Genomic DNA, 19753 nt, shown 5'->3' with positions numbered 1-19753 from the left:
GTTACAAAGATATGACGGTTGCCATCAAAGTCCATTAACTATATTGTGCTGTTAGCAAGCCGAAAACCGCTTTCAGCTTCATTTTAATATAATAAAAAAACGACTTCTTAAATTAAGAAATAATTTTACCGGAGGATATAATCATGCCCTTCTTATGCGTCAATGTTGATCATGTTGCCACTATCAGGCAGGCCCGCCATGGAATCGAACCTGATCCCGTTACAGCTGCTGCCATGTGTGAGCTGGCCGGTGCAGTCGGTATTATCATGCATCTGCGCGAAGACCGCAGGCACGTACAGGACCGCGATATCGATATGATCAGCAGGACGATTCAGACCGACTTCCATTTTGAAATGGCTGCTACCGAAGAAATGCAGCAGATCGCCCTGCGCATCGATCCTGCCACCGTTTGCCTCGTACCTGAAAAACGTGAAGAGTTGACCACTGAAGGCGGTCTTAATTGTATCGGTCAGGAAAAGCGTCTCACAGAATATCTTGCCCCGCTGCATGAAAAAGGAATCGGTTCCAGCCTGTTCATCGATGCTGACGCCGATCAGATCAAAGCAGCCAAGGCCATCGGTGCTGAGTATGTTGAAATTCACACCGGACATTTTGCAGATGCACCCACCCGTACCGAACAGAAAGCCGAACTTGCCCGTATCATTGACGGCATCAAAATGTCTCAGGATCTCGGACTTAAAGTTAATCTCGGCCACGGCCTGAACTATGTGAATATCCTTGATTTCGCAAACGTTCCCGGCATCGTCGAATATTCCATCGGTCATTCCATCATGTCCCGCGCCATCTACGTGGGCATTGATCGCGCTGTCCGCGACATGGTTGAAATCATTAGAACCTTTGCTGATTAATCCATGATCATCGGACTTGGAATAGATATAACTGAACTTGACCGCATAAAGCGTTCGCTGGACAAATACGGCGAACGCTTTACGGAAAAAATCCTTACCCCAAAAGAATTGGAGCTGCTTCCGGCAAAGAATCCCGTTCCCTACGTAGCCGCCCGCTTTGCTGCTAAAGAGGCCGCAGTAAAAGCTCTTGGGACCGGATTTGCCGAAGGCATAACTTTCCACACAATCGAGATAACCCGCATGGAGTCCGGTGCGCCGCAACTTAATTTTCTCGGGGAAGCCCTTGAACGCAGCAACACAATGGGTATTCAAGGAATTCATATTTCCATTACCCATGGACGCGATACTGCCGCCGCTGTCGTCGTACTTGAAAAATAAGATGCCTCCGGCGGCTCTCCGAGGGCCAAAGAAACTTTTTGATAAAAGTTTCTCTGGACTCTTCAACAACTTTTAATAGTGTTCCGCTGTAAATGCACTAAAAACAGCCTTCGAATAAATAGATGGCGAAGCCCTAATAAAAAGTTTTGGGATTCTTAAACCCTTTTCCCAAAAGGGTTTAAGGCCCCCGGCAGGGCCGCCGGAGGCAAAAGGAGTCCACATGCTTACACCGCTTCCTACTCCCGCTGAAATGTCCAATTGGGATAAAGTCACCATCAATGAAATCGGCATCAAGGGCGAAATTTTGATGGAAAACGCCGGACGCGAGGCTGTTTTCGCCTTGCTTAGGGGTTATGGCGACGTTTACGGCAAGAAAATTCTGATCATCGCCGGATCAGGCAATAATGGCGGCGACGGTTTTGTCATGGGCCGCATGCTGGCTGATATGGGTGCGGAAGTTCTGATTCTGCACACAGCCCCCAAGAGTAAGTATAAAGGCGATGCGGCTTACATGCTCAAGGTTGCCGCACGGCTGGGCGTGAATATGAGATTTTTCCGGGCCACGGAAAAAGTCGTACTGCCGGAAGCTGATATCATTATTGACGGGCTGCTCGGTACCGGATTTTCCGGGGAACTGCGCCCCTTCGCCCATGCAATCGTGAACGCAATCAATAGTGCAAAGAATTGCTTTATTTTTGCGGTGGACATTCCTTCCGGCCTGAACGGGCTGACCGGGAATCCTCAGCCTGTTGCTGTGCGGGCTCATATGACCGTAACTTTTGAGGAAGCCAAAATCGGCCTTGCTTTGCCGCAGGCGGATGAATACACTGGCACATTAGTGGTTGCTCACATCGGTATCCCGGAAGAAGTTAAGTACAAGCATCCGGCTACAAACCAGCTGATCACAGAAAATGTACTTGAATTCATTCCTGGGCCCTCCCCGGCTATGCATAAAGGAAGTTCCGGCCATGTGCTGTTGGTAGGTGCTTCAAAAGGACTAACCGGGGCATTGCATCTGGCAGGAATTTCCGCTCTGCGTGCCGGTGCCGGACTGGTGACCATGGCCTGCCCGGACGGCCTTGCTTCCGAAGTGAAAGCAGGCAAGCCGGAATTGATGACTAAAGGGCTTGGTTCCGGCGATCAGTGGAATGATCAAATGATCGAGGAACTGCTTCCGGAGCTTGATAAATATGATGCACTTGTCATCGGACCGGGGCTTGGCCGGGACAAAGGCGCTCTTGATCTGGTGGAGGCGGTGATTAAAAACGGACATCCTCCGGCTGTATATGATGCTGACGCTCTTTACGCCTTAGCTGAACGCCCTGAGTTGCTGGAATCAATCGCTGAAAATTCCATTCTAACTCCGCATCCCGGCGAAATGGCCCGCATGATCGGCAGTACCATTCCTGAAGTGGAAGCGGAGCGTATCAACACAGCCCGCAGCTTTGCCAGTACAAGCAAAACCCTGCTGGTTCTTAAAGGATCAGGAACTGTAATCGGCTGTCCGGATGGACAAGTTGTGATCTCTCCACTTTCCGCACCGAACCTTGCAGCAGCGGGGTCCGGGGATATTCTGGCGGGTATGGGCGGTGCTCTGCTGGCAAAAGGAATTCCTGCTATGCAAAGCGCGTGTATCGGGGTATACTGGCATGGACTGGCAGGACAGTATCTGGCTGAAAAATTTCCGTATCGAGGTAACATCGCAACTGAAATAGCTGACGTGCTCCCCCAAGTGCTCAAGGAGGAATTATGCTGAAAGCCAAAGACATTATGACATCCGGTGCCCTGACCCTCGAACCGGAAAACGATGTGGCAACCGCTGCCAAGCTTATGCTTGAAAAACACCTGAACGGACTCCCGGTTGTTGACCGGGACGGGAAACTGGTCGGGGTTATCTGCCAGAGCGACCTTGTGGCGCAGCAGAAATCCATTTCCATGCCTTCCCTGTTCACCATTCTGGACGGATTCATTTCCTTCTCCTCCAACGAGGAACTTGAACGGGAAGTGAACAAAATCGCGGCGACTAAGGTGGAACATGCCATGACACCTGATCCCATAACTATCGGTCCTGACACAAGTATCGAAAAAATTGCCGATCTTATGGTCGAGAAAAAATTCTACACCCTGCCTGTGGTGGAAGAAGGCAAGCTCGTCGGAGTAGTCGGTAAAGAAGACGTTTTAAAGGTTTTAGCTAAATAAAAATGAGTAATGATAAACTGATCATCAATCTGCCGGATGTGGAGGCGACGCTCAGGCTCGGCTCCACTCTGGCTTCTTTTTTTCTGGAATCAAAAAAACTGGTCCCTATCTTTTTGAACGGCGACCTTGGAGCTGGAAAAACAACTTTTGTTCGCGCATTGGTAGAATCTTTTCCCGGTGCGCAAAACGCAGAAGTAAGTAGCCCTAGTTTCAATATTCTTAATATTTACCCCACAAAACCGCAGGTTAATCATTTTGACCTCTATAGACTGGAAGGTCAGACACCTGATGATGACTTCTTTGACCTGCTGAGTGATAAAAAAACTTTGACAGTTGTAGAGTGGATTCAGTATCTGAATATGGAATTCTGGCCTGAAAACGCACTGCTCTTCACTTGGACCCCTGCCGCATCCGGCAGAATAATAGAATTGACCCTGCATGGTTCAGCGACCTCCCTCTATGAAGAGCTTGCCTCACTTCTCAAGTCATTCCAATAACATCCGTTGAACTAATGTGGTAAGGAGATAATGTTCAGATGAACATCGTAGTACAGAAATTCGGTGGAACCTCGGTCAGGAACCTCGAATGCATGAAGCAAGTACTGGAAAAAGTCATGGTGCCTTATGAACAAGGCAACAAAGTTATCGTAGTCCTCTCCGCAATGGCTGGTGAAACAAATCGGTTGATTGATTTGGCCTACGAATGGTCCGAAAACCCGGATCTGGCGGAAATGGATTCTCTGGTTTCTACCGGAGAACAGGTTTCCGTAGCCTTATTTTCCATGCTTCTTAATGATCGTGGAATCAAGGCTCGCTCACTGCTCGGTTTTCAGATTCCCATTAAAACAGACTCTAATTATTCGCGCTCCCGTATCCTTGATATTGATCGCGATAAAATTGAAGAAATGCTGCAAGAGCATGATATTCTAGTCATGGCCGGCTTTCAGGGCTGCGACCTGAATAAGCGAATTACCACCCTTGGCCGTGGCGGTTCGGACACTTCCGCTGTTGCCATGGCCGCGGCTATCGAAGCTGATGTCTGTGAAATTTTTACTGATGTTCCGGGCGTTTTCACTACCGACCCCAACATCTGTTCTCTGGCCCGCAAACTGGACCACGTATCCTATGACGAGATGCTCGAGATGGCCAGCATGGGCGCGAAAGTACTACAGATTCGTTCAGTTGAATTTGCTAAAAAATATAATGTTAAAGTTCATGTCCGCTCTACTTTTAGCGATGAGATCGGAACATACGTCACTCAGGAGGATAAGAATATGGAATCAGTACTTGTTTCCGGAATTGCATATGATAAAGATCAGGCCCGTGTAACCCTATCCAAGGTTGAGGATAAACCGGGTGTTTCTGCAACTCTTTTCACTCCTCTTGCTGAAGAAGGCGTTCTGGTTGATATGATTGTCCAGAACCCCAGCCGTGACGGCCGTACCGACATGACTTTTACCATCCCCAGAGGGGACCTGAAAAAGACCCTTGAGATTATTGATACCATCAAAGAATCCATGGGAGCGCAGGACGTACTTTACGATCAGCATGTTTGCAAAGTTTCCGTTATCGGCGTTGGAATGCGCAATCACTCCGGTGTTGCATCCAAAGCATTTCAGGCCCTGCGTGACGAAAACATCAACATCCTGATGATCAGCACATCTGAAATTAAAATTACCTGCCTGATTGAAGAAAAATACACTGAATTGGCCATAAGAACGCTCCACAACACGTTCGGTCTCGACAAGCAAGGGTCCGATGAAAACTCGCTTTAACAAATGAAAAAGATAAAAATATACGACACCACCCTGCGTGACGGCACACAATCCGAAGAAATAAACTTAAGCGTACAAGACAAAGTGCGTATTACCCGCAAGCTGGACGACCTCGGCGTACATTACGTCGAGGGCGGCTGGCCCGGTTCCAATGCCACTGACAAGGAATTCTTTCAGGAAATCCAGAACTACGCCCTTAAAAACTGCAAAGTTTCCGCTTTCGGTTCAACCCACATGAACCGCCTGACCCCTGAAAATGACCCCAACCTGAACGCCCTGATAGAATCAGGTGCCAAGGCCATGTCCATTTTCGGTAAAACATGGGATTTCCACGCCACCAATGCGCTGGGCGTCACCCTTGAAAGAAACATCGAGCTGATCAGCAACAGCATCGGCTACCTGCGCCCGCATGTGGAAGAGCTGTTCTTTGATGCTGAGCACTTCTTTGACGGTTTTAAAGCCAACCCGGAATTTACCATCAACTGTCTCAAGGCAGCGCATGAAGCCGGGGCTGATGTTCTCATTCTCTGCGATACCAACGGCGGCTCCATGCCTGAAGAGGTTGCTGAAGCATGCAAAGTTGTGCAGGAAAAAATTCCCGGTTGCAGTATCGGTATTCATGCCCATAACGATTGCGAACTGGCTGTAGCCAACTCCCTTGCGGCAGTAAACAACGGCGCAATCCAGATTCAAGGAACCATGAACGGATATGGTGAGAGATGCGGTAACGCCAACCTCTGCTCCATCATCCCCAACCTTGAGCTCAAGCTGGATTATGAGACCATCGGCAAAGATAAGCTGATCAAGCTAAAAGAAGCCTCCACCTATATTACGGAGATCGCCAACCTGCGCCCGTTTTTAAGGCAACCCTTTGTCGGGCAGGCTGCATTTGCGCATAAAGGCGGAATACACGTCAGTGCCGTACTTAAAGATTCCACCAGCTACGAGCACATCGATCCCCTGCTGGTCGGAAACGATCGGCGAGTCCTGCTCTCCGATCTTTCCGGAAAGAGCAACGTACTCTACAAAGCCAAGCAGTACGGCTACGAGCTTGATAAGAACGATCCTGCGGTACAGACCATTCTGGCTGACATCAAGGAACGTGAATCCATCGGCTTTGAATATTCTGCGGCTGAAGCTTCTTTTGAATTGCTTTTCTTCAAGGCTATGGGCTGGTCCAAACGTTACTTTGAATTCATCAACTTCTTTGTTGTAGATGCAAAACGAAAAAACGATCAGGAACCTTTTTCCGAAGCAACTGTCATCGTAAAGGTCCATGGTCAGGAAAACCATACCGCTGCTTCCGGCGACGGTCCGGTCAACGCACTCGACAAAGCATTGCGTAAGGCCCTTGAGCCTTTTTATCCGTCATTGAAAGATGTTCGTTTACAGGACTTTAAGGTAAGAGTATTGTCCGGGGCTGTACGTCAGGCAGCGGGTACAAGTTCAAATGTACGCCTGCTTATTGAATCCACTGACGGCAAAAGCCAGTGGACCACCATGGGTGTCAGCCACAACATCATTGAAGCGAGCTGGCAGGCTCTTGTGGACTCTATCAACTACAAGCTCTTCAAGGATGATCCTCAAAAATGGCCATCACTATAACAGGACAATACACTAAACCGTGCAAAATATCCGTACTCTGTGACAATGAATCCCTGAGTGAAAATCTCGGAAAGGAATGGGGTTTTTCCATGTCCCTTGAATTGCCCGGAGAAAATATCTGGCTTTGGGATTGCAGCGCAAGTGATCTTTTTCTGAAAAATGCTGACGCCATGAAGATTGATGTCAGCAAGGCTAAAGGTCTGGCGCTCAGTCACGGGCACTGGGATCATACCGGAGGCATGGACGCACTCATGGAAGCCGATTTCATGGGGCCGGTTTACGCTCACCCGGATTTTGCCAACAAGCGCTATTCCAAAGAAGATGACGGTACAGCCAAAGAAGCTTCGTTTAAATGCGATTATCCCGGAACCATCATTGTTCGCGATGATGCAGAGCTTGATGACGGGCTGTTCATGATCACAGAAATTCCCCGCCGTGAAGGGTTGTTTGAAGCAACAAAGGGCTTATTCATGGACGAAGAATTGACTCAGGTCGACCATGTCCGCGATGACGCTTTTATGCTGCTCATGAGCGACTCAGGGCCGGTAGTCATACTCGGTTGCTGTCACAGCGGTCTGGCCAATTCGCTCTATCACATGCGTGAGCTGACCGGAATTGATTCCGTCCATGCCATTATCGGCGGCCTGCATCTTTATATTGCTGACGAAGATGAGTGCGAGCATACCGCCAAGGTAATTGAAGAATTCAACCCCAAGATGATCTCCCCCGGACATTGTACCGGAAAAGACGGATACGATTTCCTTAAACAAAGACTTTCTTGCGAAGTGGTGCCCATGGGGTCCGGTTCAGTTTATGAATTCTGATTAAATCCGTATACAAAGTTAATCCAATAAAAAATGGTCCGCTGATTCTCTCAGCGGACCATTATTTATTGGAACGTAATTATTGATTACAAATCAAAACCTATCATTTTCGCAAGTTCAGGATCGTTTTCTCCCAGCAGGATTTTATCCCAATAGCAGTTCTGAAGCCGCCAAAGGTCAACAGGAAGATTAATCTTTCGCGCCCTTTCAATAACACCGCGGATGCTATCCCAGAGTGTCAGGTCATTATGCAGCATTACGCAAAGCTGCTTAGCAAGCTGCTCAATAAAATAGTCCACATCAGCATGATCATGCCCGACTTCCTTCATGAAAAGTAGAAAGTCCTTACTGACATTATCACCGGAAAAAATGTAACTCCAAGCCAATCCGGGCCATAATTTACGCCAGCGCGGTGCCCAAGTCTGTGAAGTCTGGTAATCTTCAAATTCATTGAAAAGAACCGGACCACATCCGGTGTTTAATATCTGGGTTTCCCATGATTTCTGTGCAAACCTGTTTACCCAGGTAAGAGCTAAGGATTGCTTCTTTTTCCACGAAATCTCAGTCAGCGGATAATGTTCTATTTGCCCTCCGGGAAGGGATACTTCTACCGATCCGGTAAGTACACGCTCTCCTTTTTCCCACTTCCAGCCGTAAGTTCTGAGCTCCGATTCAAGATGCCACTTTATTTCAGCCTCACCGCGGGCAACAACCAGAGAACTGTCATTAGTTCTCACCAGCACAGAAACTCCCGGCCACTCAATGCGCCCTTCTTCGCCGGGCTGAGGCAGCACCCCTTCCACGTAAAGGCGGGCCAGAGCCTGCCCGATCAGGCTACCCGGAGTTTCGCTCTGAGGTTTAATCTTACTGCTCCAAAGATCAACGGTAGAACCGTACCGCTCTTCATTGGACCGGGCCTCCCCGGCAATAGAAAGAAATTTTTCTTCCAGACCGATCAACCCGGTTTCTTGTGCAATTTCAATTGCCCTGAGTGCAAAGCTCATATTGTTGACTGGCTCCAGACGGGCCAGATCATCAAAGAACCAGCCACAGCTCGCAAAGGATGAAAGGGCCCATTTCTGCATGGAAAGGAGCTTCCAGCCCATATCAGCCTCAACACTCTCTTTAGAAACTTTAAAGTTCTGCTTGAAGAATTCTTCTTCAGTAGCCAGACCACTCAAAACAGTTCCATACTCAATCAATGCCTTACGGGAATCCTTGAAAATTTGATCACCATGATTAAAATAATGGGCATTCATCAAAGTTTTAACGGCATCAAGCCCTTCACGCAAAGGTCTACGCCATTGCTGATTCCAGTCCGGATGCCCTCCGGTACAGCAACCGCAATCGGCGCGCCAACGCTCAATTCCATGATAGCAACTCCATGAAGAGTCTTCACGAATTTTCACCTTACGTGTAGGAGGGTTCTGTTCGAGATAAGCCCCGTAATTAAGCAAAGAGATTCCGTCGCGCTCTTCAATAGCCTGAGCAAGAACATAGGCAAGAGCCATTTCTCCGAATTCAACGTGGTGTCCGTATGTTTCACCGTCCGTACCAATGGAAAGAAGTCCTTCAGCCGATGCACCCGAGAGTTTGTTCCAAAACTCATCCCCGTTCTTAAGAAGACCTTCAAATGCAATAGCCTGCGAAAGACCTCCGTCATAAAAGAAAACCGAAATAGTCCTGCCGGAAGGAAGCTCAACCAGATAAGGTTCTTTGATATTGATGGAATATTCGTCCACTTCCTGCCAGTCATCTGAATTCAAATCAGCAATTGATTCAGCCTGTCGCGGAGCCAGCAAAGTAAATGCAATGCCATGGTCGGCAAGTGTTTCTAAGGTGTCTGTATTGCAGGCAGTTTCAGAAAGCCACATCCCTTCAGGCTTACGCTTGAAGCGGGACTCGAAATCAGCAACAGCCCAGGCCACCTCGGCATCACGGTCCAGCTCCGAAGCAAGAGGCATGATAACATGATGGTAAATCTGGGCAATGGCGTTACCGTGTCCCCAACGCTTAAGGCTCAGGGCGTCCCCTTCAATTATCTTGGCGTAAAGTTCCGGCTCGGCCCTTTCAATCCAGCGAAACAGAGTCGGTCCCACATTAAAACTCATCCACTCATAACAGTTGACGATATCAAAAATACCATCACCGCCCATACGTCTGGCCCATGCCAGCGGTCCGTAACTTTCACGGCAGATGCGTTCATTCCAATGCCGGAATGGAGCGGAACTTCCTTCAGGAAAAATCATATCCAGCCACGGGTCTTCGCGGGGGGGCTGGTAAAAATGGCCATGTATGCACAAGAATTTGCCTGACATAATTATTCCTCACAATTTTAGTTCGATTATGAGAAGACTACCTCAATCAATTTATTAAATCCAATACAAACCACAATTGTAGCGACAAATTAACTTGTTCTGCTCAAAAAAATAGAAGCGGGATTGCCTGCACATGCAAACAATCCCGCTTCAAGGTGTATATTAAGGACTGAAAAATGATTTTAATATTTAACTGAAAAGCCTGATTAGAGGCTTGTTATCTTTCTTGGGCCTGCTTTTATGAATGATGTTGCCGGTAGGCATTTTTACAAACAGATTCTGGCAGGAGTAGCACTCCCAGTGCTTTGATCTTTCCTGAAGCCTGATCAGGACTCCATCGCGATCATAGCAAACCTGACAATAAGGACCGGTTTTATCATTATCCTCATCTATCCAGTATTTCTGTCCGTCAAATTCCATGCACTCTGCAAGATCCAGAATCTCAGCGACTTCTTTAATCTGAGATCTGAGTTCTTTATTTTCCTCATACATACTAAGATAGTCTTCCTGAATAATTCTCAGCAGACTTTCTGCATCACGGTCACGCCCATCATTAAAAAGCTCAAGTACTTTTCTGAAATTTGTTGCGTGTAGATTTTTTTTACTCATTTTTCCGCCCTACCCTTCTGTATTATTTTAGGAACACCTGCATACTTTATCGACATCACGGAAATTTCCTTTAGGGATCAGCTAAAAACTTTTTTCACACCATTGACAGCACCATATCCGATCCATATATCAACAAAACCCGACAGGCAGCGTAAAGATTTTACCTGACACCTGCCGTATAATATAAAAACAAGATATCTAATTAAAATATAAGGAGATAGACATGGGAGCATCCATGGAACAATTCAAAGCAACCTTAGATGAACATCACGAATGGCCTTGCGACTACACCTTTAAATTCATCGTGCCCAGCAAGTCTCTGGATGAACTAAAATCCATGATCGACGGATTCCCCTACACTGAAAGAGATTCCAAAACAGGCAAATACACCAGCGTAACCGTGGTTATCCATGCCAATAGTTCAGATGTGATCTTGAATGTCTATGAAAAAGCAGCAACCATTGAAGGACTCATTTCCCTTTAGATAATGAAGCAACTCCGGGTTGACTTCCATCACACCTTGTTTCAAGATAACGCCGCTCATTTTCGAGCACTTTTTATTTTTCAAGTTTAAGCTAGAATGGCTGTTTAATTTTCCACATTCATTATTTTTTTGTTCATATCATTAGTAATAGACTGAAATGTCAGTTTTTTATTTTGAACAATTTTATTTAAGCAATGTGAATTATGTAAATGGCTTTTAATCAAATATCATATCCTTAAGAGAGTTCCGGAGGACTTTTCCAGTCATGAGCGATTATAAAAAGACCCTGTGTCTGCCCAAGACCAAATTTCCCATGAAAGCCAACCTCAAACAGCGCGAGCCCGAAATGCTCAAACGCTGGGAGGAAATGTCCGTATACGACAAGATGGTAGAAGCTAACGCTGATGCCGAGCAGTACGTCCTGCACGACGGCCCCCCGTACGCAAACGGCCACATTCACATGGGCACAGCCATGAACAAGGTCCTCAAGGACATTATCGTGAAATCCCGCAACCTGCAGGGCATGAAAGCCGAATATGTTCCGGGCTGGGACTGCCACGGTCTGCCCATTGAGCACAAAGTTGAGCAGGAACTTAAGAAAAAGAAAAAAGAACTGCCCACCACCGTTATCCGCCGCCTCTGCCGCGAATACGCAGAGAAATTCGTCGGTATCCAGCGCAAGGAATTCAAACGCCTCGGCGTGCTCGGTAACTGGGAAGATCCTTACCTGACCATGAAGCCCGAATACGAGGCAGCAACTGCCCGTGAACTGGGCCGTTTCATGGAAAAAGGTTCTGTTGTGCGCGGCAAGAAGCCCATCCACTGGTGCTGTGATTGCCGTACAGCTCTTGCTGAAGCGGAAGTAGAATATGAAGATCACACTTCGCCTTCTATATATGTACGCTTCCCGCTCAGCGATGAAAAAGTTCTCAAAGCCCTGCCCGAAGATGTTGCATCCAAAGTGGACCTGTCCCGCACCTACGTGTGTATCTGGACCACCACTCCCTGGACCATCCCCGACAACATGGCTGTGGCTGTTCATCCCGAATTTGAATATGTTGTTGCTGAAGTAAACGGCGACATCTACATCCTTGCCGAAAGACTGCTGCCCGTTTGCGCTGAGTCCTTCGGCTGGGAAAGCTGGAATGTGCTGGCAACCGTTGAAGGTGCAAAACTTGAAGGCGCAGTTGCAAAGCATCCCATCTACGACCGCGAATCTCCCATCGTTTTGGCTGATTACGTAACTCTCGACTCCGGTACCGGTTGTGTTCACACTGCTCCCGGCCATGGTCGCGAAGACTTTGAAACCGGCCTGAAGAACGGTCTTGAAATATACTCCCCCATGAACAACAGCGGTGTGTTCCTCAAAGAAGTGGAATTCTTCGGTGGCATGAATGTCTGGGAAGCCAACCCCAAGGTCATCGAAAAACTGGAAGAGCTGGGCAATCTCCTCGCACATGAAAAAATCACCCACTCCTACCCCCACTGCTGGCGTTGTAAAGAGCCTGTAATCTTCCGCGCAACCACCCAGTGGTTCATCGGCATGGAAGAAAACGACCTGCGCGGTAAAGCCCTCAAAGCCATCAAAGATGATGTTGAGTGGATTCCCGCATGGGGTGAAAAACGCATCTACAGCATGGTTGAAAACCGCCCTGACTGGTGTATCTCCCGTCAGCGTAACTGGGGTGTACCCATCATCGCCCTGATCTGTGAAGATTGCGACGAAGTATACAACGAATCTGAATGGGTTTTCTCCGTAGTAGACGAATTTGAAAAACACGAACGCGGCTGTGACTACTGGTTCGAAAAATCCGTTGAAGAAATCGCTCCCGACGGCCTCAAATGCCCAAAATGCGGCGGCAACCACTGGGCCAAGGAAGACGACATCCTCGACGTATGGTTTGATTCCGGTACCAGTTACGCAGCTGTTGTTGAAAAACGCAAGGAACACCGCTTCCCCGCAGATCTGTACCTCGAAGGTTCCGACCAGCATCGCGGCTGGTTCCACAGCTCCCTGCTCGCATCCGTGGGTACCCGCGACGTGCCTCCCTACAAAACCGTACTGACTCACGGTTACGTTGTGGACAAGAACGGTCGCAAGATGTCCAAGTCCATCGGTAACGTCATGGCACCGCAGGAAATCATCGACCAGCACGGTGCAGAAATCCTGCGTATGTGGGTTTCCGCGGTTAACTATCAGGAAGACGTGCGTATCTCCGACGAAATCCTGAGCCGCATGGTTGATACCTACCGCCGCGTGCGTAACACCTGCCGCTACATTCTCGGTAACCTCAATGGTTTCAACCCCGAGACTGACGCAGTAGCACCCGCGGAAATGCTGCCTGTCGACCATTTCGCACTTGATTTGGTAGGCCGCCAGCACGAGGTAATCCAGCAGGCTTACGCAAACTTTGAATTCCACAAAGTTTACCACACCCTGCACAACCTCTGCACCACTGAGCTTTCCGCTTTCTACCTTGATATCATCAAGGACAGACTCTACGTGTCCGGCGAGAAGAGCTTAGAGCGTCGCTCCGCACAGACCGTACTCTGGCAGACCATGCTCATGCTGCTCAAAGACATGGCTCCCGTACTTTCTTTTACCGCAGAGGAAGCATATTCCCACATGCCGGAAGAAATGAAAGGTGACGCCGATACCGTCTTCGCCATCCGTCCCGAGCTGCTCAAAGCTGAAATCGACGACGCCGAGCGCAAAAGATGGGAACTGCTCATGGAAGTTCGTACCGAAGTAACCAAGGCTATCGAACCGTTGCGCCGCGAAAAGGTCATCGGTCACTCTCTCGATACCAAGATCACCCTCTTCGCCAACGAAGACATCGCCAAGGCTCTCGAGAACATCGAGCGTCGTGAATTCTTCATCGTATCCGGTGTTGAAATCGCGTCTCTGGCCGATGCATCCGACGATGCGGACAAGCCGGAAGAGCTGGAAGGTCTTGCCATCAAGGTCGAAAAAGCACAGGGTGAAAAATGCAGCCGCTGCTGGAGATACGACACCCTCGGCTCCAATGCAGAACACCCGGAACTCTGCCCGCGCTGCACAGCAGTTCTGGCCGGTTAAGTTTCAAGATCTTTGTAAATTAAATATGAATGCCCCCGTTTTCTCCGAAAAGCGGGGGCTTTTTTAAAATGTCTCCGACGGCTGGGGRAGGGGRACTTTTGGGRAAAGTCCCCCTTCCCCAGACCCCATCCCCTCAAAACTTTTTATTATGCTTCGCAAGTAGCGCGTTACAACGATTTTCGAATCAAAAGAGACAAAGCCTACTAAAACGTTTTGGGATTCTTAAACCCTTTTGGAAAAGGGTTTAAGCCGCCGGAGGCGAAATCAAATATTTTTAAAAGCGCAATAGCGCATCAAAATCAGCCCCGCAGGGTCGCCGAAGGCAAAATGAACAAATATTTTTTGGCTGGGATCATTTCTGTTGTGACGCTGGTTCTAGATCAGGTCACTAAAATTGCGGTTCGTGAAAAGATGGTTCTCTGGACATCAGAGGTCGTTATTCCCGGCTTCTTTAATCTGGTGCACGTGGTCAATAAGGGCGCGGCCTTCGGATTTTTGAACCGTGCGGATATCACCTGGCAGCGCAATTTCTTTGTGGTGGTTACCATTATTGCGCTCGGTGCCATCGGCATGCTGCTGAAATCTGCTGAAGAACGGGACAAATTCCAAATCGTGGGTCTGGGCTGTGTGCTGGGCGGAGCGATCGGTAATTTGATCGATCGGGTGCTTTATCATGAAGTGACCGATTTTCTGGATATCTACTATGGATCGCATCACTGGCCGGCTTTCAATGTGGCAGATATCGCCATCTGCGTGGGTGCTTTTGCATTGATCATATCCTTTTATAAGAACAAGTAAGATGAATCCGATCCTGTTCAGCATAGGTTCCATAAATGTTTACGCTTACAGCGTGTACCTGACTGCCGGGTGCTTGCTGGGCATAGGCTGGGCCATGCGCGCAGCAAGACTTTGGGAGCTGGATTATAAACTTGCTCCGGTCGCCGGGCTAATTGCTGTAATAAGTGGCGTTATCGGCGCGCGGGCACTTTATGTTGCGCTGTATCCACAAGAATTCGCCGGAACCCTGATCAAAATATTTTACATCTGGCAGGGCGGGCTGGTCTTTTCCGGCGCAATAATTTTCGGTTCACTGGCGGGATTGCTTTATCTGCGTTCCAAGCAGCAACCTATTATGGATTGGCTGGATTGCTTTGCACCGGGTATCGCGCTGGGAATGTCAGTGGGACGTCTGGGATGTTTCTTCGCCGGATGTTGCTACGGCAAACCGACTGACCTGCCGTGGGCGGTTACTTTCAAGAATTCTGCATCGCTGGCCCCGCTCTTTCAATCCTTGCACCCTACCCAGCTTTACCACTCACTTGCCGGGCTTGTTACATTTCTGATTCTGCTTGTTGCCGGAAACTATATTCATACCGAAGGCCGCATTACCGGGCTTTTCCTGATATTGTTTTCTGCGTTCAGATTTATTATTGAATTTTTCAGGGCGGATTACCGGGGCGAACTCGGTCCGCTGTCTATGACTCAGTTCATAACACTTGTCTTTTTCGCAATTGGTATATACCTGTTATCAATATACAAAAAAAGGAGTTCCTAATGTTCTTCGGATCAATTCCCAATCTTCCCATGGAAACCTGGATCATCATCCTCGGCAGTGTCGGTCTTTTTGCAGCCTTGACACTTTTCGCCATATGGGATGCATTCAACAGGGAATTTCCGTCAAACATGGAAAAAGTCGGCTGGATACAGCTTGCGATTTTTATTCCTTTTTTCGGCTGTCTGGCTTACTTTCTCCTCGGTAGAAAAAGGGGGATAAAAAATAATGAAGAATAATATGAAAAAATCTCTTATTGCTGCCCTGATTGCCTTTCCTCTGGCTACCGGCCTTAATGGCTGCGTAACCACATCCGATATGGATAAAATGCGTCTGGAACTCAGGCAGACCAGAACCCAGCTCAATAAAAAGATTGATAATCTCGACCAGCAGGTTTCCGCAGACAACGTCACCCTGCGTGAAGAAATAAAAAAAACAAGTTCCCCGGTGCAGACCCAGCAGGCAAACATGTATGCTGAAGTTAATGCCCTGAAAATGCAGGTCGCCAAACTTCAGGGAACAGTCAACACTATGTCCCAGTCTGTGAACAGACTTGATGCCGGGGACACCAACAGCACCTTATCTCTTGAAGATCTTTCCAAAAAAGTCGAAAACATGCGGCTGGCTCTTGAAAGTCAACTCGCCATTGATCTCGGTCTGATCAAAGCTCAGGCTCCCAAAGACAAAGCGACACAGGAAGCTGTAGCTGAAACAGCAGCAGCCGTGGGAGGGATTGCCGCGGTAGTAGCTCCTGATCCGAAAAAAGCTGAACCAGCCGACCCGGCGCAGGCTTTGTATGATAAGGGACTTGCCTTGTTCAAAGAGCGTAAATACAAAGACGCTATCAGGGATATGGCCGAATTCACCAAGACCTTCCCTAAGCATAAGCTTGTTCCCAACGCGATTTTCTGGGAAGGTGAATGTTACTACCAGCTCAAGGATTACGCCAATGCCGCCCTCAAATATCAGGTTGTCATTGCCAAGCATTCCAAGAGCAACAAATACAGATCCGCACTGCTCAAGCAGGGACTCTGCCTGATCAAACTGGGCAAAACCAAATCAGGCCGCTATATCCTCGAAGATCTGGTCAAAAAAGCCCCGGATTCAGCTGAAGCAAAACGTGCGAAAAGCATAATCAAGAACTTAAAATAATTTAACCGGATATAACACCATGAGCGAGAGCAAGAACTTTAATAAAATTATCCACCTTTCTTTTCCCCCGAACACATCCGGCCGCCCGGTTGTGTGCAATCTGGGTAAACTCTACAACCTCAGCTTCAACATCCTTAAAGCTGATATCAACCCCAGACTCGAAGGCAGTATGACCCTTGAGATTACCGGGCTCGAAGAAGATTACCATAAAGGTATCAATTACCTTAAAGAGAACGGGGTAAGACTTATCCCTGTTGCTCAGAAAATTGCCAGGGATGAAGAATCCTGTATGCATTGCGGCATGTGTCTCGCCATGTGCCCCACAGGCGCTCTTTCCCTTGAAAAGGACACCCGTCTGGTTCTTTTTGATTTGGAAAAATGTACCGCTTGCGGACTCTGTACCAAAGTCTGTCCCGTACGGGCCATGGAAGTTGATCCGCAGGATTAGTTGCAACTGCTAAAGGAAAATCAAGGAAATCCACATGGACCGGAACACGCCGCACTACGCAAGTGTAAAAACACGAATCAAAGGACATGGTCGCATCTCTTCATCTCTGGAGAGCCAGCCCGTGTACCGGGGATTCACCGGGATGAAAAAACATCCGGCAGAAGACCTTGATGATTCAAAGGTTCCGGAATGGCTGAAGGTCTACGTAACAGAGCTGGACCGCAAGCTGGATCAGTTGCTCGGTATGCAGAGTAAACTGGATCTTAAACATGATTTCCCTATGGATCTTGAAATAATAGAAATTTCCGGAAACGGCATGATCTTCCGTTCAGAGGCCGTCACAGTCCCCTGCATAATGGAAGTGGTTGCGGAAATTGAACAGATTCCCATGCGCCTTGCCGGGGCAAAGGGACACATCAAAGCCGGCAAAAAAGACAATAGCTGGGTAATGAAATTTGAGAAAATCAGGGAACACGACCTTGAGTCCATTATCCAATTTGTTTTCAGCGAACAGCGTGAAATAATCAGAACAGAAAAGCTGGGTTAGCCCTGCAACTTTATTAATAAAGCCAACGCCAAGGAGAGCGCAGTGATTCATGATGATCAGATAGTGCGGGAGATGATGGAAAAGGTTTCTGAAGACCTGAGCAAAAGTCTCAAGGAAAGCATTGCCGACGCAGTGCAAAAAGAAATATCCAAGAGCATGTCTAAAACCCTGCTTGAGGGAGAATTCTACCGCCGCATCAACATTGACCTGCAAAACGGTCTCCGTGATATCTATCAGGAAGTAGCCAAGGCCAAAAAAGGACCCGCAGGTTCTCCTGAACCGGTAGTATGTGTTGATTCTGACCCTGATCAGCTTTTCACCGAAGCATCCGACCAGCTTGATGCCATTATGCGCACAACCGAAAAAGCCACGCAGGACATTATGGATATTCTTGAGAAAACTCAGGAAACCCAATCAGCCCTCGCTAATATTGTTAAGGCTTTTGAATCCGGCGGTGTAAAAAAAGAACAGCGTCAGGAACTGGCCAATATCAATGATACGCTAGGTCAGGATATTATGACCATCATGACCACCCTCTCCTTTCAGGATCTCACCGGGCAGCGCATCAAGATAATCATCGATACCATCAAGAGTGTCGAAAAGATCGTTCTCGATCTGTACATGTCCACCGGGCTGAAAATCAAAGCCCGCGAAGAGGCCCCGGAAAAATCCCTTGAAGAGCTCGATCAGGAAGCTGAATCCAAAATGAGCGAACTAAAAGGCCCCACCGAAAAGGCCGATCAGGGTGATGTTGATGATTTGTTGGCGTCGCTTGGGTTGTAATTTTGGGGATGATTTGATTTAAATTTTATTTATTGATTGGAAAAATGAGAGCGGGAAGCCTTTTTGATTAGGCTTCCCGCTTTTTGTTATCTTTTTCAACTTGTTCAGGAGTACTTATTCTGTACTTGGATTTATCTGTTTCGCCTTTGGCTATTGATATTGCCTGTTTTAGGCTTTTTAGGATTCTTTTTGCGGGGGTTGGCATTTAGTTTTCCTTTTCGGCAGCGAGTTCGTCTAGATAGCCTTGCACTTTAGCAATCATCATAGTTGCATGCAATCGCTTGTATAAACAGAGCGACATCTGAAAATACTTTTCAGCTAATTTTAACTTATTAGATGCCTTATACATTAACCCCATACTGACATAACAAAGAGCTATTCCTTCTATACTCTCCAATTCAGCATTAATTTTTAAAGCTTTCTCAAAGAGATCTTTTGCACCATCAAAGTTTCCTTGATATCGGCGTAAAATTCCTAAATTTGCATATTGAGTTGCAACACCATCTTTACTATTTAACTCGTGATTAATTTTTAATGCTTTTTGATAAAATTGCTCTGCATCTTCATATTTTTTTTGAATAGTTCTAAGTACACCTAAATTTCCATATTGTTTAGCAATGTCAATTTTGCACCCTAAATCAATGAATATCTCTAGAGCCTTACGGTAGAGTTCTTCTGCCTTTACATAATTACCACGCTCTTTCCATATAATACCAAGATTACAATATTGCTGACCAATACATTCCCTATTATTAAGCTCTAAACCTATGGTTAAAGATTTTTTGTGATAGCATTCAGCCTTATCAAGTTGACCAAAAATTTTATAAATTAACCCTAAATTAGCATAACTCCTAGCGACATTAAGCATGTTATTATCTTTTTTATGAAGTTCTAAAGCTTTCATAAAGTTATCTTCTGCTTTGTATAATTCTCCCCTCAACAAATTAATGATTCCGACACCACCAAACGCAGAGGCAATTAAATTGTAAACCTCCCCAAGTTAGTGCCATCCATAAGTAGAGTTCTCTTGGGGTGAATGTTTTTGGACATACTCGACTGGGGTCATGTCTCCGAGCGATTCATGTGGCCGCTCTTCGTTGTATTGACGAATCCAGTATTCGGTTATGTCCTT

The 19753-nt window shown here is 47.3% G+C and carries 21 protein-coding genes; 17 read left to right on the top strand and 4 right to left on the bottom strand.

Annotated elements, in window-relative coordinates; translation table 11 throughout:
* Window positions 1-143: 143 nt before the first annotated feature.
* The 8 genes from FMS18_RS17120 (at window position 144) to FMS18_RS17085 (ending at window position 7649) form a co-directional block, all read left to right on the top strand.
* A complete protein-coding gene (locus FMS18_RS17120; RefSeq protein WP_163295902.1) occupies window positions 144-869 on the top strand; it encodes a pyridoxine 5'-phosphate synthase in 726 nt (241 codons plus the stop codon).
* A gap of 3 nt (window positions 870-872) precedes the next feature.
* Window positions 873-1247 carry a holo-[acyl-carrier-protein] synthase gene (locus FMS18_RS17115; RefSeq protein ID WP_163295901.1) on the top strand — a complete coding sequence of 125 codons (375 nt, stop codon included), beginning with the start codon at window positions 873-875 and terminating at the stop codon, window positions 1245-1247.
* A 220-nt stretch (window positions 1248-1467) separates the two neighbouring features.
* Window positions 1468-3003, top strand: a complete 1536-nt coding sequence (locus FMS18_RS17110) for an NAD(P)H-hydrate dehydratase (protein WP_163295900.1) — start codon at window positions 1468-1470, stop codon at window positions 3001-3003.
* Window positions 2997-3446, top strand: coding sequence for a CBS domain-containing protein (locus FMS18_RS17105; RefSeq protein WP_163295899.1), 450 nt, complete (start codon window positions 2997-2999; stop codon window positions 3444-3446). Before FMS18_RS17110 ends, FMS18_RS17105 begins: the two co-directional genes overlap by 7 nt.
* A 2-nt stretch (window positions 3447-3448) precedes the next feature.
* Window positions 3449-3943: a tRNA (adenosine(37)-N6)-threonylcarbamoyltransferase complex ATPase subunit type 1 TsaE gene (gene tsaE / locus FMS18_RS17100; RefSeq protein WP_163295898.1), complete on the top strand. Its 495-nt coding sequence runs from the start codon at window positions 3449-3451 to the stop codon at window positions 3941-3943.
* Window positions 3944-3981: 38 nt separating this feature from the next.
* Window positions 3982-5220: an aspartate kinase gene (locus FMS18_RS17095; RefSeq protein WP_163295897.1), complete on the top strand. Its 1239-nt coding sequence runs from the start codon at window positions 3982-3984 to the stop codon at window positions 5218-5220.
* Window positions 5221-5223: 3 nt separating this feature from the next.
* A complete protein-coding gene (cimA, locus tag FMS18_RS17090; RefSeq protein WP_163295896.1) occupies window positions 5224-6825 on the top strand; it encodes a citramalate synthase in 1602 nt (533 codons plus the stop codon).
* Window positions 6810-7649 carry an MBL fold metallo-hydrolase gene (locus tag FMS18_RS17085; protein WP_163295895.1) on the top strand — a complete coding sequence of 280 codons (840 nt, stop codon included), beginning with the start codon at window positions 6810-6812 and terminating at the stop codon, window positions 7647-7649. Before cimA ends, FMS18_RS17085 begins: the two co-directional genes overlap by 16 nt.
* Before the next feature lie 86 nt (window positions 7650-7735).
* Here the strand turns inward: FMS18_RS17085 and FMS18_RS17080 are convergent, their stop codons facing one another.
* Both FMS18_RS17080 and FMS18_RS17075 read right to left on the bottom strand, forming a co-directional pair.
* Window positions 7736-9967: a DUF3536 domain-containing protein gene (locus FMS18_RS17080; protein WP_163295894.1), complete on the bottom strand. Its 2232-nt coding sequence runs from the start codon at window positions 9965-9967 to the stop codon at window positions 7736-7738.
* A 189-nt stretch (window positions 9968-10156) separates the two neighbouring features.
* Window positions 10157-10576: a hypothetical protein gene (locus tag FMS18_RS17075; RefSeq protein ID WP_163295893.1), complete on the bottom strand. Its 420-nt coding sequence runs from the start codon at window positions 10574-10576 to the stop codon at window positions 10157-10159.
* Window positions 10577-10799: 223 nt separating this feature from the next.
* Between FMS18_RS17075 and FMS18_RS17070 the strand changes: the two genes are divergently transcribed.
* From FMS18_RS17070 to FMS18_RS17030, 9 genes are all read left to right on the top strand, one after another.
* Entirely contained in the window at window positions 10800-11060 is a 261-nt protein-coding gene (locus tag FMS18_RS17070) for a DUF493 domain-containing protein (RefSeq protein ID WP_163295892.1), read from the top strand.
* A gap of 265 nt (window positions 11061-11325) precedes the next feature.
* Window positions 11326-14139, top strand: a complete 2814-nt coding sequence (gene ileS / locus FMS18_RS17065; RefSeq protein WP_163295891.1) for an isoleucine--tRNA ligase — start codon at window positions 11326-11328, stop codon at window positions 14137-14139.
* A gap of 327 nt (window positions 14140-14466) precedes the next feature.
* Entirely contained in the window at window positions 14467-14937 is a 471-nt protein-coding gene (lspA, locus tag FMS18_RS17060) for a signal peptidase II (RefSeq protein WP_163295890.1), read from the top strand.
* Window position 14938: 1 nt separating this feature from the next.
* Window positions 14939-15694 carry a prolipoprotein diacylglyceryl transferase gene (lgt, locus tag FMS18_RS17055; protein ID WP_163295889.1) on the top strand — a complete coding sequence of 252 codons (756 nt, stop codon included), beginning with the start codon at window positions 14939-14941 and terminating at the stop codon, window positions 15692-15694.
* The gene (locus FMS18_RS17050; RefSeq protein WP_136675960.1) at window positions 15694-15930 is read left to right on the top strand and encodes a PLD nuclease N-terminal domain-containing protein; all 237 of its coding nucleotides are present in this window, start codon (window positions 15694-15696) and stop codon (window positions 15928-15930) included. The genes lgt and FMS18_RS17050 overlap by 1 nt, the downstream gene beginning before the upstream one ends.
* 1 nt (window position 15931) lies before the next feature.
* Window positions 15932-16843: a tol-pal system protein YbgF gene (ybgF, locus tag FMS18_RS17045; protein WP_239061085.1), complete on the top strand. Its 912-nt coding sequence runs from the start codon at window positions 15932-15934 to the stop codon at window positions 16841-16843.
* Between the two features lie 19 nt (window positions 16844-16862).
* Window positions 16863-17291, top strand: coding sequence for a 4Fe-4S binding protein (locus FMS18_RS17040; RefSeq protein WP_163295887.1), 429 nt, complete (start codon window positions 16863-16865; stop codon window positions 17289-17291).
* A 34-nt stretch (window positions 17292-17325) separates the two neighbouring features.
* Window positions 17326-17838, top strand: a complete 513-nt coding sequence (locus FMS18_RS17035; RefSeq protein WP_163295886.1) for a hypothetical protein — start codon at window positions 17326-17328, stop codon at window positions 17836-17838.
* A 42-nt stretch (window positions 17839-17880) separates the two neighbouring features.
* Complete coding sequence (locus FMS18_RS17030; RefSeq protein ID WP_163295885.1) at window positions 17881-18621, top strand: protein phosphatase CheZ; 741 nt, start codon at window positions 17881-17883, stop codon at window positions 18619-18621.
* A gap of 205 nt (window positions 18622-18826) precedes the next feature.
* Here the strand turns inward: FMS18_RS17030 and FMS18_RS17025 are convergent, their stop codons facing one another.
* Together FMS18_RS17025 and FMS18_RS17020 are read right to left on the bottom strand one after the other, a co-directional pair.
* Window positions 18827-19600, bottom strand: a complete 774-nt coding sequence (locus FMS18_RS17025) for a tetratricopeptide repeat protein (RefSeq protein ID WP_368854184.1) — start codon at window positions 19598-19600, stop codon at window positions 18827-18829.
* 21 nt (window positions 19601-19621) lie between these two features.
* On the bottom strand, window positions 19622-19753 hold a 132-nt coding region (locus FMS18_RS17020; RefSeq protein WP_163294810.1), incomplete at its 5' end, for an integrase core domain-containing protein.

It is taken from the genome of Desulfovibrio sp. JC022, assembly GCF_010470665.1.
Lineage (GTDB): Bacteria > Desulfobacterota > Desulfovibrionia > Desulfovibrionales > Desulfovibrionaceae > Maridesulfovibrio.
The sequence above is the reverse complement of the archived record's forward strand: the minus strand, read 5'-3'. Positions and strand labels throughout refer to the sequence as shown.